Source organism: Streptomyces sp. R-74717 (assembly GCF_047305335.1).
GTDB classification, from domain to species: domain Bacteria; phylum Actinomycetota; class Actinomycetes; order Streptomycetales; family Streptomycetaceae; genus Streptomyces; species Streptomyces atratus.
On record NZ_CP102361.1, the window covers coordinates 8,458,081 to 8,472,793 of the forward strand.

At 68.7% G+C, this 14,713-nt stretch carries 15 protein-coding genes; 12 read left to right on the forward strand and 3 right to left on the reverse strand.

What is annotated here, in order from left to right; all coding sequences use genetic code 11:
* The first annotated feature begins 12 nt into the window (after nucleotides 1-12).
* Nucleotides 13-624, forward strand: coding sequence for a transglutaminase domain-containing protein (locus NRF20_RS38835; protein WP_398633320.1), 612 nt, complete (start codon nucleotides 13-15; stop codon nucleotides 622-624).
* 26 nt (nucleotides 625-650) lie between these two features.
* The gene (locus tag NRF20_RS38840; RefSeq protein WP_398633321.1) at nucleotides 651-1,343 is read left to right on the forward strand and encodes a B3/4 domain-containing protein; all 693 of its coding nucleotides are present in this window, start codon (nucleotides 651-653) and stop codon (nucleotides 1,341-1,343) included.
* A 30-nt stretch (nucleotides 1,344-1,373) separates the two neighbouring features.
* On the opposite strand, the gene NRF20_RS38845 is transcribed toward NRF20_RS38840, so the two are convergent.
* Entirely contained in the window at nucleotides 1,374-2,096 is a 723-nt protein-coding gene (locus NRF20_RS38845; RefSeq protein ID WP_329832245.1) for a lysophospholipid acyltransferase family protein, read from the reverse strand.
* Nucleotides 2,097-2,314: 218 nt separating this feature from the next.
* Here NRF20_RS38845 and NRF20_RS38850 point away from each other — a divergent pair, with 218 nt between their 5' ends.
* From NRF20_RS38850 to NRF20_RS38875, 6 genes are all read left to right on the forward strand, one after another.
* Nucleotides 2,315-2,641, forward strand: a complete 327-nt coding sequence (locus NRF20_RS38850; RefSeq protein ID WP_266364080.1) for a TlpA family protein disulfide reductase — start codon at nucleotides 2,315-2,317, stop codon at nucleotides 2,639-2,641.
* Between the two features lie 72 nt (nucleotides 2,642-2,713).
* Complete coding sequence (locus tag NRF20_RS38855) at nucleotides 2,714-2,794, forward strand: putative leader peptide (RefSeq protein WP_323180820.1); 81 nt, start codon at nucleotides 2,714-2,716, stop codon at nucleotides 2,792-2,794.
* A 43-nt stretch (nucleotides 2,795-2,837) separates the two neighbouring features.
* The gene (locus tag NRF20_RS38860) at nucleotides 2,838-3,344 is read left to right on the forward strand and encodes a flavin reductase family protein (protein WP_329832242.1); all 507 of its coding nucleotides are present in this window, start codon (nucleotides 2,838-2,840) and stop codon (nucleotides 3,342-3,344) included.
* Nucleotides 3,345-3,545: 201 nt separating this feature from the next.
* Nucleotides 3,546-4,331, forward strand: coding sequence for an electron transfer flavoprotein subunit beta/FixA family protein (locus tag NRF20_RS38865; RefSeq protein WP_413752363.1), 786 nt, complete (start codon nucleotides 3,546-3,548; stop codon nucleotides 4,329-4,331).
* 54 nt (nucleotides 4,332-4,385) lie between these two features.
* Entirely contained in the window at nucleotides 4,386-5,348 is a 963-nt protein-coding gene (locus tag NRF20_RS38870; protein ID WP_398635371.1) for an electron transfer flavoprotein subunit alpha/FixB family protein, read from the forward strand.
* A gap of 183 nt (nucleotides 5,349-5,531) precedes the next feature.
* On the forward strand, nucleotides 5,532-6,830 hold the full coding sequence (locus NRF20_RS38875) for a DUF6986 family protein (RefSeq protein WP_398634680.1): 1,299 nt from the start codon (nucleotides 5,532-5,534) through the stop codon (nucleotides 6,828-6,830).
* 51 nt (nucleotides 6,831-6,881) lie between these two features.
* Here the strand turns inward: NRF20_RS38875 and NRF20_RS38880 are convergent, their stop codons facing one another.
* Nucleotides 6,882-7,910, reverse strand: coding sequence for a LacI family DNA-binding transcriptional regulator (locus NRF20_RS38880; RefSeq protein ID WP_398634692.1), 1,029 nt, complete (start codon nucleotides 7,908-7,910; stop codon nucleotides 6,882-6,884).
* Between the two features lie 179 nt (nucleotides 7,911-8,089).
* Here NRF20_RS38880 and NRF20_RS38885 point away from each other — a divergent pair, with 179 nt between their 5' ends.
* Nucleotides 8,090-9,040 carry an ROK family protein gene (locus tag NRF20_RS38885; protein WP_398634681.1) on the forward strand — a complete coding sequence of 317 codons (951 nt, stop codon included), beginning with the start codon at nucleotides 8,090-8,092 and terminating at the stop codon, nucleotides 9,038-9,040.
* A gap of 116 nt (nucleotides 9,041-9,156) precedes the next feature.
* On the opposite strand, the gene NRF20_RS38890 is transcribed toward NRF20_RS38885, so the two are convergent.
* Nucleotides 9,157-11,175 (reverse strand): NPCBM/NEW2 domain-containing protein, encoded by a 2,019-nt coding sequence (locus tag NRF20_RS38890; RefSeq protein WP_413754086.1) that lies wholly within the window; start codon nucleotides 11,173-11,175, stop codon nucleotides 9,157-9,159.
* Nucleotides 11,176-11,440: 265 nt separating this feature from the next.
* On the opposite strand from NRF20_RS38890, the gene NRF20_RS38895 reads away from it, so the two are divergent.
* From NRF20_RS38895 to NRF20_RS38905, 3 genes are read left to right on the forward strand one after another with little or no spacing between them, the layout of a single operon-like run.
* Nucleotides 11,441-12,730 (forward strand): ABC transporter substrate-binding protein, encoded by a 1,290-nt coding sequence (locus NRF20_RS38895; RefSeq protein WP_413754651.1) that lies wholly within the window; start codon nucleotides 11,441-11,443, stop codon nucleotides 12,728-12,730.
* A gap of 46 nt (nucleotides 12,731-12,776) precedes the next feature.
* Nucleotides 12,777-13,691 (forward strand): carbohydrate ABC transporter permease, encoded by a 915-nt coding sequence (locus NRF20_RS38900; RefSeq protein WP_413754087.1) that lies wholly within the window; start codon nucleotides 12,777-12,779, stop codon nucleotides 13,689-13,691.
* An 8-nt stretch (nucleotides 13,692-13,699) separates the two neighbouring features.
* Nucleotides 13,700-14,611 (forward strand): carbohydrate ABC transporter permease, encoded by a 912-nt coding sequence (locus NRF20_RS38905; RefSeq protein ID WP_398634694.1) that lies wholly within the window; start codon nucleotides 13,700-13,702, stop codon nucleotides 14,609-14,611.
* The last annotated feature ends 102 nt before the right edge of the window (nucleotides 14,612-14,713 follow it).

Genomic DNA, 14,713 nt, shown 5'->3' on the forward strand with positions numbered 1-14,713 from the left:
CGCTCGACGGCCATGGAGCTGATCCAGCAAGTTCCGGAACTTTCCGCCTGTCTCGCCGCCGATGAGGCCATCGACCACGAGCATCCGCTGGTACGGGATACGGTCGCCGATCTCCGCAGCAATACCACCGACGCATACGCATACGCATACGCATACGCGGCCGCCGCCTACGCTTTGGTGCGTGATGCCATTCCGCACTCCGCCGATTCGGGCGACATGCGGGTCGCCTGGCGCGCCTTTGACGTCCTCGCGACGCGCAACGGTATCTGCCACTCCAAGTCCCACGCTCTGGCCGCCCTCCTCCGCGCGGCGGGCATCCCGACCGCCCTCTGCTACCAGGGGCTCGGCGATGAGAACGGGGATCCGGGCCCCGTGCACGGGCTGATCGCGGTTCGGCTGCCCGGCCGCGGCCGCTGGGACCGTCAGGACCCCCGGGGCAACAAGCCGGGCGTCGACGCCCACTTCTCGCTCGACGAGGAGCGGCTGGCATGGCCCGTCCGCCGGGAGTTCAATGAAGTGGACTATCCAGTACTCTATGTGGCACCGCATCCGGCGGTACTGCGCGGCCTCCGGTCCGCCGAGGACCGCCCGCAGCTGTGGCGCACGCTCCCCACAGCGCTCTGAAATCCCGTCCCGAGGCAAGGCAGCCGATGACCCTGACGTTCACCGTCTCCGACGACGTACGTACCCTCGCCCCCGGCTTCAGTCACCTCGCCGTCGAAGCGCGCGGCCTGGTCAACGGGCCCAGCAACGACGACAGCTCGGCCCTGCTGGACGAGGCGGCCCGGCGCCTGGCCGGGCGGCTCGACGGCCGGGCCCCGCACGAGGACCCCCACCTCGCCGCCTGGCGCGACACCTACACAGCCTTTGGCGCCAAGCCCTCCCGCACCCGCAACTCCGCCGAAGCCCTGGCCCGGCGTGCGCTCACCGACGCCGGGCTGCCGCGCATCAATCTCCTGGTCGACCTCTACAACGCCATCAGCGTTGCCCACCTGATTCCGGTCGGCGGCGAGGACACCGACCGCATCAACGGCACCATGCAGCTCGTACGTTCCACTGGCCAGGAGCCTTTCGCCACCGTCGCGGGCGGCGAGGAGACCGTGGAGCACCCCGAGCCCGGCGAAGTCGTCTGGTGCGACGACGAGGGCGTCACCTGCCGTCGCTGGAACTGGCGACAGGGTGTGCGCACCCGGCTCACCGAGCAGTCCGTGAACGCCGTATTCCTGCTGGAGCGCCTCGCGCCCATGACGATCGGCGAACTCGAAGCCGCAGGCGCCGAACTCGCCGAATGGCTGGAGAAGCTGAGCCCCGGGGCGCGGATCGCTGTCGGCACCCCGGAGTGATATTCCGGTCGTGGCCGTGAGCCGGCCGCGTCAGCTCTTCTCGCGCACCTCGGCGGGCGTCGGAGCCGTACCGCCGAGGTGCGAGGGCACCCACCAGGTGTCGCTCGCGTCCTTCGGACGCACGGGATAGGCGCGCTGAGCCGCTTCGAGGAGCTCCTGGGCCCGCTCCCGCAGCCGCCGGGTGATCGCGCCCGCGTACTGGTCGGCGGGTGCCTCCACCGGCTCGCCGACCCGGATCGTCACCGGAATGTGGTTGCGCTTGAAATTGCGCGGCCGGCCCTTGGTCCACAATCGCTGCGTCCCCCACAGCGCCATCGGGATCAGCGGCACGCCGGCCTCCTGGGCCAGCCGGGCAGCGCCCGACTTGAAGCTCTTCAGCGTGAACGACTCCGAGATCGTGGCCTCGGGGAACACGCCGACGATCTCGCCGGAACGCAGCGAGGCAAGGGCGTGCGCATATGCGTCCTCGCCCTGCTTGCGGTCGACGGGGATGTGCTTCATGCCGCGCATCAGCGGGCCCGAGACCTTGTGCCGGAAGACCGATTCCTTCGCCATGAAGCGGACAAGACGCTTCTGCGGCAGCGCCGCGAGCCCGGTGAAGATGAAGTCCAGATAGCTGATGTGGTTGCTGACCAGTACCGCGCCACCGGTCTTCGGGATGTGCTCGGAACCCTGAGTGTCGATCTTCAGGTCAAGCGCCTTGAAAAACGTGCATGCGGCGCCGATGACCGGCCGATAGACGAGTTCTGCCATCTGGAGAAGACCCTTCTTCAGCGCCTGAGGAGGGTTCTCCCGGCGGAAGTTACGCAGCCGTAGGTTTTCGGCATTGCGCCGATCGTGCCCCATGCGCGACGCGGTGGCCAGTCTCCGAGGGCGTGGGCCGCGAGATTCTCGTCACGTGGAACCGCCGGGAATGTCTTGGTACCCGGTGGCGCTGACCCCTTGCGAAGAGCTCTGACAGGAGGCCGAAGGTGGACGGGCAAGCATACGAGGGAACGCTGGACGCGGCCCAACTCGGCGCGGAATTGGGGGAGCGGGCAACCCTTGTGCAGTTCTCCAGCGCGTTCTGTCAGCCCTGCCGGGCCACCCGGCGCACCCTCGTCCAGGTGGCGCGAATGGTGGACGGCGTCGCCCATGTCGAGATCGACGCCGAGGCGCATCTCACTCTCGTGCGCGAGCTGGGGATCAGCCGGACGCCGACCGTGCTGATCCTCGACGCCACCGGCCGCATCGTCCGCCGGGCCGTCGGGCAGCCGCGCACCGTCGACGTCGTCGCCGCATTGGGACGCGCGATGTGACGGACCGTGATGCATCTCCCACATTGCGGAACGCTCTTGACTGCCCCCACCGAGCATCGTCAGTCTGACGCTATGCCGCCGGAACTCCTTCTCTACGGCCGGGTCCATGTGGATCTCGCCCGCACCGCGAGTGCGCGCTGTCCGGGTGCCTGAGCAACCACGGCCCCGTACGCCTCCTCCGCAGAAGGACACCTCCATGACGGCTTCGCCCGAGCTCGGCACCTCCCGCACGGCATCCCCCGAACTCCTCCGCTCGGTCTTCCGGCAGCACGCCGCCGGTGTGGCAGTGATCACCGCCGCAGGTGACCGGCCGGTCGGATTCACCGCAACCTCTCTCAACTCCGTCGCCGCCGAGCCGCCACTGATCTCCTTCGGTGTGGGGACCTCGTCCTCCAGTTGGCCGGTCGTGGCCGAGGCCGGACACATCGGCGTCCACATACTCGGTGAGCACCAGCAGGAGCTGGCCGCCACCTTCGCCCGCAGCGGCGCCGACCGGTTCGGCCCGTCCACCTATTGGCGCAGTGGGCCCGAAGGCGTGCCGGTGCTCGACGGTGTGCTGGCGTGGCTGGTCTGCCGCGTGGTGGCCCGGGTTCCGGCGGGGGACCACCGGATCGTGATCGCGGAGGCCGTGGTCGGCGACCCGGCCGGAGGCGGTCGCCCGCTGCTGTATCACCAGGGACGTTTCACCGCTCTGCGGGACTGAGAATTCCCAAGCGGCGCAAGGGCGCCGCACGTTGGCCAGATCACAGTTCCAAGCGCTTGCTCATGGGGGAAACACTGGGTGTACTGGCTAGTAATATTTCCTTCGGAGCGTCGGTCGCCCCGACCGGAAACCGCCCCATCAGGCGCCTATGCTGCGTGCAACAAGGCAGCCCAGAAATGACGATGCAGTAGGAGAGCCGGCGTGAGCTTGAGGATCGTTGTCTGTGTGAAGTACGTGCCCGACGCCACCGGCGACCGGCACTTCGCCGATGACCTGACGCTGGACCGTGAGGATGTCGACGGTCTGCTGTCGGAGCTCGACGAGTACGCGGTGGAGCAGGCGCTGCAGATCGCGGACGATGCGGACGATGCGGAGATCACCGTGCTGACGGTGGGTCCGGAGGATGCGAAGGACGCGTTGCGCAAGGCGCTGTCGATGGGTGCGGACAAGGCTGTTCACGTCGAGGACGACGATCTGCACGGCAGTGATGTGATGGGCACGTCGCTGGTGCTGGCGAAGGCGATCGAGAAGACGGGTTACGACCTGGTGATCTGTGGGATGGCGTCGACGGACGGCACGATGGGTGTGCTGCCGGCGGTGCTGGCGGAGCGTCTGGGGGTTGCGCAGGTCACGCTGTTGTCCGAGGTGTCGGTCGAGGGCGGCACGGTGACGGGCCGCCGGGACGGTGACACGGCCTCGGAGCGGCTGGAGGCGTCGTTGCCGGCGGTGGTGTCGGTGACGGACCAGTCGGGTGAGGCGCGTTACCCGTCGTTCAAGGGGATCATGGCGGCGAAGAAGAAGCCGGTTCAGTCGCTGGATCTGGAGGACCTGGAGATCGAGGCGGACGAGGTCGGTCTGGCGGGTGCCTGGACCGTGGTGGATTCCGCGGCGCAGCGTCCGGCCCGTTCGGCGGGCACGATCGTCAAGGACGAGGGCGAGGGCGGCAGGCAGCTGGCCGAGTTCCTGGCCGGCCAGAAGTTCATCTGACCCCCTTGTTCGTCCCCCGTCGTTTCTTCGCTACTCGCAGGAGATTGAAGTCCCATGGCTGAAGTTCTCGTTTATGTCGATCACGTGGACGGTGCCGTCCGCAAGCCGACCCTGGAGCTTTTGACGCTGGCGCGTCGGGTCGGTGAGCCGGTCGCGGTCGCGCTCGGCGAGGGTGCCGCCGGCACCGCGGGGGTGCTGGCCGAGCACGGTGCGGTGAGGGTCCTGACCGCTGATGCGCCGGAGTTCGCCGATTATCTGGTCGTGCCGAAGGTCGACGCGCTGCAGGCCGCTCACGCGGCACTCTCCCCGGTGGCGGTGCTGGTCCCGTCCTCCGCGGAGGGCAAGGAGATCGCGGCCCGTCTCGCGGTCCGGATCGGTTCGGGCGTCATCACCGACGCCGTCGACCTGGAGGCCGGTGAGCAGGGTCCCGTCGCCACGCAGTCCGCGTTCGCCGCGTCGTTCACCACCAAGTCCCGTGTCTCCAGGGGGACCCCGGTCATCACGGTCAAGCCGAACTCGGCTCCGGTCGAGGCCGCCCCGGCGGCGGGTGCGGTCGAGACCCTGGCGGTGTCGTTCTCCGCGCAGGCCACCGGCACGAAGGTGCTGTCCCGCACGCCGCGCGAGTCGACGGGCCGCCCCGAGCTGACCGAGGCCGCGATCGTCGTCTCCGGCGGCCGCGGCGTCAACGGTGCGGAGAACTTCGCGATCATCGAGGCGCTGGCCGACTCGCTCGGTGCGGCCGTCGGCGCCTCGCGTGCCGCGGTCGACGCCGGCTGGTACCCGCACTCCAACCAGGTCGGCCAGACCGGCAAGTCGGTCTCCCCGCAGCTGTACATCGCCTCCGGCATCTCCGGCGCGATCCAGCACCGCGCCGGCATGCAGACGTCCAAGACGATCGTCGCGATCAACAAGGACGCCGAGGCCCCGATCTTCGACCTCGTCGACTACGGCGTCGTCGGCGACCTCTTCCAGGTCGTCCCCCAGCTCACCGACGAGGTCAAGTCCCGCAAGGGCTGACTCGCCGTCCAGCTGCACTCCCCCCTTTTTTTCCGACGGTCCGGGGCCGCACGGTGTGAACTCACCGCGCGGCCCCGGACCGTTTCCGATCACCATTGACGCAGATCCGGTGGCCTTATAACTTCACTATACGGATTGTTGATTCCGGGAAGCGGAAACGGTGTGACTGTGGAGGGTGTGGAAATGGGTCAGCAGGAGAAGGTGTCGACGAGCCTCGCCGGTGCGGTCAGCGAGGAGATCAGCGCCTCCCTCACCGCGGTCGACGCCGAGCTTGCCCACCGCTACCCGGGCGACCCGGGGACGCGCCAGCCGGTCCACACGGTCTACGTCCCCGGCGACACGTTCACCTCCGGCACCATCCGCTCCTGGGGCGACCAGGCGCTGAAGGCCCTGGACGAGCATGCCCCCGACGCGGCCTCGTTCGCCGCCGTCCTCGGCATCCCTGACGAGCTCGCCGCACCCGTCCACGACCGGGTACGTGCCAAGCTGGAGCGCGAGCCCGTCGAAGACCTGCGCATCGACTTCGAGGACGGCTACGGCCCCCGCCCCGATGCCGAGGAGGACGAGGCCGCCGCCCGCGCCGCCCGGCTGGTCTCGGAGGCGTACGGGAACGGCACGGCGGCCCCGTACATGGGCATCCGGATGAAGTGCATGGAGGCCGCCGTACGCGACCGCGGCATCCGCACCACGGACATCTTCCTCACCGGCCTGATGCAGGCGGGCGGCCTCCCCGACGGGCTTGTCCTCACTCTCCCCAAGGTGACGTACCCCGAGCAGGTCACCGCCTTCGTCAGGCTCCTCGAAGCGTTCGAGCAGGCGCACGGGCTGCCGTCGGGCCGCCTCGGCTTCGAGATCCAGATCGAGACCAGCCAGTCCATCCTCGCCGCCGACGGCACCGCCGCCGTGGCTCGCATGATCGACGCCGCGCAGGGCCGCGCCACCGGTCTGCACTACGGCACTTTCGACTACAGCGCCTGCATCGGCGTCAGCCCCGCCTACCAGGCCAGCGACCACCCGGCCGCCGACCACGCCAAGGCCGTCATGCAGGTCGCCGCCGCAGGCACCGGTGTACGGGTCTGCGACGGCTCCACCAACGTCCTCCCGGTCGGCCCGACCCACCAGGTCCACGAGGCCTGGCGACTCCACTACGGCCTCACCCGTCGTGCCCTGGCCCGCGCCTACTACCAGGGCTGGGACATGCATCCGGGCCACCTGCCGACCCGTTACGCAGCCGTCTACACCTTCTACCGCGAGGGCCTGGAGCAGGCCGCAGCCCGGCTCGCCGCGTATGTGGCCAAGGCCGGCGGTGACGTCATGGACGAACCCGCCACCGCCAAGGCGCTCAGCGGGTACCTCCTGCGCGGCATCGACTGCGGCGCCCTGGACACCGCCGAGGTCGCCCGCCTGACCGGGCTGACGCGCGCCGACCTGGACGCATTCGCGTCGCCGCGGCGGGGCGGGCTCACGGTGACCGCGCCGTAACAGGTGCTCGCGCCGGCCGTCGTGTCATGGTGACCGTGGCGGCGCGGCGGCTCAGGCGGGCGGCAGTTCGCCCGAGCCGCGCTGGATGAGCGTCGTGGGGAGTTCCACGCGGGCCGGGGCGTGGTCCGCGCCGTCCAGACGGCGGAAGAGGTGCTCGGCAGCGGTGCGGCCGACGGCGGCGGCGTCCTGGGAGACGACGGTGATGCCGAGCAGGTCGGCCAGTTCGATGTCGTCGAAGCCGACCAGGGCGACCCGGCGTTCCTGCTCGGCGAGGACACGTACCGCCGTCACCGTCACCCGGTTGTTGCCCGCGAACAGCGCGGTGACGGGCTCGGGGCCGGAGAGCATCTGCTCGGCGGCGGCCCGGACCCGGTCGGGGTCGGTCGAGCCGAGGGAGACCCATGAGTCCTCGACCGTTGTCCCGGCGTCCGCCATGGCCGCGTGGTAGCCGCGCAGTCGCTCGGTGGCGGTGTGGATGCGTGGCTGGTCGCCGATGAAGCCGATCCGGCGGTGGCCGTGCGCGATCAGATGCGCGACGCCCTGGCGGGCGCCGCCGAAGCTGTCGGAGAGGACCATGTCGGCGTCGATACGGCCTGCCGGGCGGTCCACGAAGACGGTGGCGATGCCGGCCTTTATCTCCGGTTCCAGATAGCGGTGGTCGTCGCCGGCCGGAATCACGATGAGCCCGTCCACCCGGCGCGCACACAGGGCGAGTACGAGCTCCTGCTCGCGCTCCGGGTCCTCGGCGCTCGACCCGTTGATGAGCAGGGCGCCGTGTGCCCGGGCGACCTCCTCCACCGCGCGGCTCAGAGGACCGTAGAACGGGTCGGCGAGATCCTCCAGGACCAGGCCGATGGAAGCGGTGCGGCCCTTGCGCAGGACGCGCGCGCTGTCGTTGCGGCGGAAGCCGAGAGCCTCGATGGCCTCCTGGACCCGGCGTTCGGTGTCGGGCGTGACCCCCGGCTCGCTGTTGACCACACGGGAGACCGTCTTGAGGCCCACTCCGGCGCGGGCGGCCACATCCTTCATGGTCGGCCGGTTGCCGTAACGGGTCTCGGAGTGACGGGCGGTCTCGGCCACGGTGCGCTGTCCTGTCGTCGGGTGCGGGCGGTCCGGCGGGCCCGCGAGCGGTGCCGCGGAGGGGCCGGAGGCTGTGCCGTCGAGCATAGGCCCTGGACAACGTTGTCAGCTGAATGGAGACTGGGCAGACTGTTTACCGAAGCCGCAGGTCCTCGCCACCTACTCACGGAGCCGTACCGATGCATACCGACCTCGTCGCCGCGCTGGACATCGGCGGCACCAAGATCGCCGCCGCGCTGGTGGACGGCAGCGGCGCGCTCCTCGTGCGGGCGCAGCGGCCGACGCCCGCCCGGGAGAGCGCCGAGACGGTGATGGGGGCCGTGACGGAGGTCCTGGCCGAGTTGTCGGGATCGCCGCTGTGGGAGCGGGCGACGGCCGTCGGTATCGGCAGCGCGGGCCCGGTGGACGCCTCGGCCGGTACGGTCAGCCCCGTCAATGTCCCCGGCTGGCGCGGCTTCCCGCTGGTGGAACGGGTCGGTAAGGCGGCCGGTGGACTGCCCGTCGAACTGGTCGGTGACGGCGTCGCGATGACGGCGGCCGAGCACTGGCTGGGCGCGGCCCGCGGCTACGACAATGCGCTGTGCATGGTCGTGTCGACCGGTGTGGGCGGCGGACTCGTCCTCGACGGAAAACTGCACCCCGGCCCCACGGGCAACGCCGGGCACATCGGCCATGTCAGCGTCGACCTGGACGGTGACCCGTGCCCGTGCGGTTCGCGCGGCTGCGTCGAGCGCATCGCCAGCGGACCGAACATCGCCCGCCGGGCGCTGGAGGCCGGCTGGCGTCCCGGACCGGACGGCGATGCCTCGGCCGCCGCCGTGGCTGCCGCCGCGCGCGCCGGGGACCAGATCGCCATCGCCTCGTTCGAGCGCGCCGCTCAGGCACTGGCCGCCGGCATCGCCGCCACCGCCACGCTCGTCGAGATCGACATCGCGGTGATCGGCGGGGGAGTGGCCGGAGCGGGCGACATCCTCTTCGTTCCGCTGCGCCGCGCCCTGCGCCAGTACGCCACGCTCTCCTTCGTCCAGCAGCTCACGGTGGCCCCGGCGGTGATGGGCACCGACGCGGGGCTGGTGGGCGCGGCGGCCGCGGCGGTGCGGGTGGACTCGGGCGGGGCGGTGGCCGTTTAGGGCCTGCTGTCGGGCGGGGCGAGAAGCGCCGGACGGGCAGGACCGGTGTCCCGGGGCCCGTCCGGCGATCGAAGGCGCGGCATGGCCGCGACCGCGATTCCCTGTCGGCTCTCCTGTCAGCAGGTGATCCGCAGGTCCGCCCAGTCCGCGTGGTCGGAATCGACACCGTCCCCGCCGTCGGTGACCACCAGACGTACCACCTGCGCACCGCTCACATCCGCGGAGAGCGGCTGCGCGGGCATCGCATTGGTCAGTACGCCGGTCGACGCCACCTTCGTACCGTCGGCCCAGACCTCGAAGGCGACCGTTCCCTTGGCGCCCTTCTCGTCGTCGACCCCGACCTGCGCCGTCACGGCGCTGCATGCCTTGCCGGTGTAGAACTCGACGGTGCTGTCGGCATGCACACCGAGGCCCTTGGCGAAGACCGCGCCGCCGATGGTGAGTGGATTCCCGTCACCCGCCCTGCTCTCGCCGTTACTGGTGTCCTTCTCGACCGGGCCCCAGCCGTTGGCGGCGGAGAGCTGGGGCAGATCGCTGAGGTAGCCGGCGCCCGCAGGTGGCGCGACCACCACATGGGCCTGGAACGGGACCGTGGACCTCACCCGTGTCCCGGTCGGCGAGCGGTACTGCGCGGTGAGCGTCAGATCGTACGTACCGGTGGCTGTGCCCGCAGGGGCAGTCACCTGCCAGCGGGTGTTGAGGGCCCGGCCGGTCGGCAGAGCCGGCGATCCGGTCGGCGATGCGGCCTTCACCTGCCAGCCCGAGGGGCCGGTGAGCGCCGCGGAGACCTTCGTGGCGGGGGTCCGGCCGAGGTCGGTCACCGTCGTCGTCAGTGCGGCCGTGCGCCCGGCCTCGACCAACGGGCTTCCGTTCAGGTCGAGTTGCACGGCAGGCGGATGCGCGGCCCACTTGCGGTCGGCGGTGATGCGCAGCAGTACGGTCCCGTGCGCCGGGACGGTCGCCGAGATGCTGCCCGCCGTGTTGTACGTCGTGTGCTCCCACAGGTCACGCATCGTGTACGCGGTGGCCTTCGGCAGCCCTGCCGCCTCGGCCGTCGTCGAGATGCGCTGTGCGCTGCCGGTCTCGTTGAAGAGGGCCACGACGCGGCTGCCGTCCTGCATCTCCTTGGTGACGACCCAGCGCCCGCCGGTGGAGGAGAGCACGGTGCCCTGCTTGCCCAGCGGGTCCTGATCGACCGCGATGACCTCGTGGTTGGAGAGGATCTCGAAGGTCTCCGGGCCCGCTTTGCGCAGATCGGAACCGATGAGCAGCGGTGCCGCCATCACGGACCACATGGAGAAGTGGGTGCGGTACTCCGTGTCCGTCATGCCGCCGTTGCCGACCTCCAGCATGTCGGGGTCGTTCCAGTGCCCCGGGCCCGCTGCGGCGGCGAGGGGCAGATTCTGCTTCATGATCGACAGCATGCTGCCCCAGCTGTCGTTGATGTCGCCGGTCGTGCGCCAGAGGTTGCCGATTTCGCCGGCCCACTCCCAGGGCTTGTTCTCGCCCCACTCGCAGATGCTGTAGACGATGGGGCGGCCGGTCGCCGCCAGCGCGTCCCGCATTGTCGTATAGCGCTGTTTCGCGTCGACGCCCTGGTTGTTGCAGTTGTCGTACTTGAGGTAGTCGATGCCCCAGTCCGCGAACTGCTGCGCATCGCTGTACTCATGGCCGAGCGCGCCCGGAAGTCCCAAGCTGTCACAGGTCTTGGTGCCGGCGCTGGTGTAGATGCCGATTTTCAGGCCCTTGGAGTGGACATAGTCAGCGACGGACTTGATGCCGTTCGGGAAGCGCTGCGGATCGGCCTCCAGCTTTCCGTCCGCATTACGCTGCGGCTTTGCCCAGCAGTCGTCGAGATTGACGTACTGATAGCCCGCGTCCTTGAGGCCCTTCTCGACAAAGATGTCGGCGATGCCCTTGACCATCGCCTCGTTGAACTCGGTACGACAGTGGGTCGAGTTCCAATTGTTGAACCCCATCGGAGGGGTGAGGGCAAGGCCGTTGCCGGCCTGCGGAGCGGGCGAGTCCGCGACGGCGGGAACGGTCGCCCCTGCGGCGCAGAGCAGCCCGGCCAGCAGCGCTCCGATGACTCCGCGGTGGCTGGTTCGGGTTGTACGGGTTGGAAGATGACGCATCGTTACGTTCCTCCATACTCGTGCTGGATCGGTCACGGCATGTGCACGCCAAAGCGTGCGATTACGTTAGAGCGTGTTGAAGTCTGTTGGAAGGGGAGCGGCATCGGTTGTTCGGCATCTCGTCAAAACCCTTGACGGCTCCATCGCTTGGGGGTGGGATCCAATCGCACGTTCGGTTGTGTTGGGTTGCATCCCAAAGGAGTTGGGCATGACGCAGTCTGATTACGACAGGTCAGGTGTGCCGGGCAGCGTCGCAGGACATCGGATGTCCCGGCGGAGTCTGTTGCGTGGTGCGGCAGTCGGTGCGGGAGCCGTGACACTCCCCTCCTTGCTCACCGCCTGCGGGAGCGGCCCCGGCGGGGACGGCAAGACGATCACCATGGGCTCGAATTCGTCCGACCCCATTCCGAAGAGGGCCTTCGCCGACGCTTTCGCGGCGTACGAGGCGCAGTCGGGCGGGCGCAAGGTGAAGGTCAACACCGTCGACCACAACACCTTTCAGGAGAACATCAACCGGTATCTGCAGGGCAAGCCGGACGATGTCTTCATGTGGTTCGCCGGCTACCGGATGCAGTTCTTCGCCCAGAAAGGCCTGCTGCACGACATCAGTGACAACTGGCAGGACTACAAGGGCTTCTCGGCCGCGCTGAAAGCCCAGTCCACCGGCGCGGACGGCAAGCAGTACCTCACGCCGTACTACTACTATCCGTGGGCCGTCTTTCACCGTAAGAGCCTGTTCGACGAGCGCGGCTATCGGGCACCGAAGACACTCGACGAGTACGTGGCGCTCGCCAAGCAGATGCAGAAGGACAAGCTGGACCCCATCGCCTTCTGTGACAAGGACGGCTGGCCCGCCATGGGGACCTTCGACTACATCAACATGCGGACCAACGGCTATGAGTTCCACAAGAGCCTGATGGCGGGTGAAGTCGCCTGGACCGACAAGCGGGTCAGGGAAGTCTTCGACACCTGGCGCCGACTCCTCCCGTACTGCCAGCAGGGCGCCAACGGCCGTACCTGGCAGGAGGCGGCCACCAGCCTCCAGAAGAAGGAGGCCGGCATGGCCGTGTTCGGCCTGCCGCACCCGGGCGCACAGTTCCCCAAGGGCGAACAGGGCGACATCGACTTCTTCCCCTTCCCCGTCATCAATCCGGAGCACGGGCAGGACGCGGTCGAGGCACCCATCGACGGGTTCCTGCTGGCGAAGAAGTCGAAGAACCTCAAGAACAAGAAGACCCTGGAGAGCGCCAAGGACCTGCTCAAGTGGCTGGCCACAGGCAAGGCCGAGGACATCTACCTGAAGAGCGACCCGAACAACATCGCGGTCAGCGACCAGGCGGACATCTCCGCGTACTCACCGCTCCAGAAGAAGGCCGTGGAACTGGTCTCCGGGGCGAAGCAGATCTCCCAGTTCCTGGACCGCGACACCCGGCCGGACTTCTCCTCCACGGTCATGATCCCGGCGATCCAGAAGTTCATCAGTAGCCCGAACGACGTGGACGGCCTGGTCAACGACATCGAACGGCAGAAGAAGACCATCTTCGCAGACGACTGACCCCGGACGACCCCGATGGAATCCGACTGAACCTGGAGTACCGACCGTGTCGTTCACCTCGGCGCGGCGCACCGGACGGCGGGTCTCGCGGCGGTTCACCGGCCGCGACCTCGCCGTACTCGGTGTGCTGCTCGGCATACCCGTCCTGCTCGACATCGCCATCGTGTGGGGACCGACCCTCGCCTCCGTCGTGCTTTCCTTCACGAGCTGGGACGGCATCGGTGACATCAAGTGGGTCGGTACGCAGAACTACGAGAATCTGTTCACCAACTACCCGCAGTTCTGGCCCGCCGCCCGGCACAATCTGCTCTGGCTCGCCTTCCTGGGCCTGGTCGCCGCACCGTTCGGGCTGCTGCTCGCCGTACTCATCGACAGGGGCGTGCGCTTCAGCCGCTTCTACCAGTCGACGCTGTACATGCCCGTCGTGCTGTCGCTCGCCGTGGTCGGTTTCATAGCGCAGCTGATCTTCTCCCGTGACCAGGGAGCCCTCAACGCGGTCATCGGGGACACGAAGTCGCCGACCGACTGGCTCGGCGATCCGAACCTCAACATCTGGATGGTCCTGCTGGCCGCGGCCTGGCGGCACACCGGCTACGTGATGATCCTCTACCTCGCCGGGCTCAAGGCCGTCGACCCCTCGCTGAAGGAGGCCGCGGCGATCGACGGTGCGGGCGAGGCCCAGACCTTCTTCCGCATCGTCTTCCCCACGCTGCGGCCGGTCAATGTCATCGTCGGCGTCATCACCGTCATCGAGTCCCTGCGTGCCTTCGACATCGTGTACGCCGTCAACCACGGCCGCAACGGACTCGAACTCCTCTCGGTGCTCGTCACCGACAACATCATCGGTGAGGCCAGCCGCATCGGATTCGGCTCCGCCATCGCTGTCGTCCTGCTGGCCGTCTCCCTGGGGTTCGTCGTGACGTACCTGGTCCAGGAGCTCCGAGGGGAGAAGAACCGTTGACCGTCCACATCGCCCCCGCCCGCCCCGCCGCACCACCTGCGCCACCGGCCCCCGCCGTCCGGCGCCGGCTCCGCCCCGGCAGTATCGGCGTCCACGCCTTCCTGATGGCGGTCTCCCTCGCCTTCCTCGCCCCGCTGCTGCTCGCGGTGTACGCCTCGCTGCGGCCGTACGACGAGACCTCGGCACACGGTTACTTCTCGCTGCCGCGCCACCTCTCCCTGGACTACTACCGCCAGGCGTTCTCCGACTCCGGCATGACGAAGTACTTCGTCAACACGCTGATCATCGCGGTCCCGGGGGTACTCGTCACCCTCTTCCTCGCCTCCTTCGTGGCCTTCGCGCTGGCCCGGCTGAAGATGCGCGGCGGGCTCGTCCTGCTCATGCTTTTCACCGCCGGGAACCTGTTGCCGCAGCAGGTGATCGTCACGCCCCTGTACGTCGTCTTCAACCGCATCCCGCTGCCCTACTGGATGTCCGACTCGATGACGATGTTCGACTCGTACTGGGCCGTCATCACCGTGCAGATCGGTTTCCAGCTGGGCTTCTGCGTCTTCGTCCTGGCCAACTTCATGCGCACCCTGCCGCAGGAGATCCTGGAGGCCGCGATCGTCGACGGCGCGGGCGTCTGGACCCGGTACTGGCGGATCACCCTGCCCCTGTGCCGACCGGCCCTGGCCGCGCTCGGCACGCTCCAGTTCACCTGGATGTACAACGATTTCCTGTGGGCACTGGTCTTCATCTCCGACGGCGACAAGCTCCCCATCACCTCGGCGCTGAACAATCTCAGGGGCCAGTTCTTCACGGACTACAACCTGCTCGCCGCAGGCTCGGTGATCGTCGCTCTGCCGACGCTCGTGGTCTTCCTGCTGCTCCAGCGCCACTTCATCGCGGGCCTCACCCTGGGCTCCAGCAAGGGGTAGCTGTTGACCTGCGAAAACAGCTTCACGAGCCAACTCCGGCTCGCCTGGCCCCACGGGCCCCAGGCGCACACGGGCCCCAGGCGCACACGGGCCCCCAGGCGC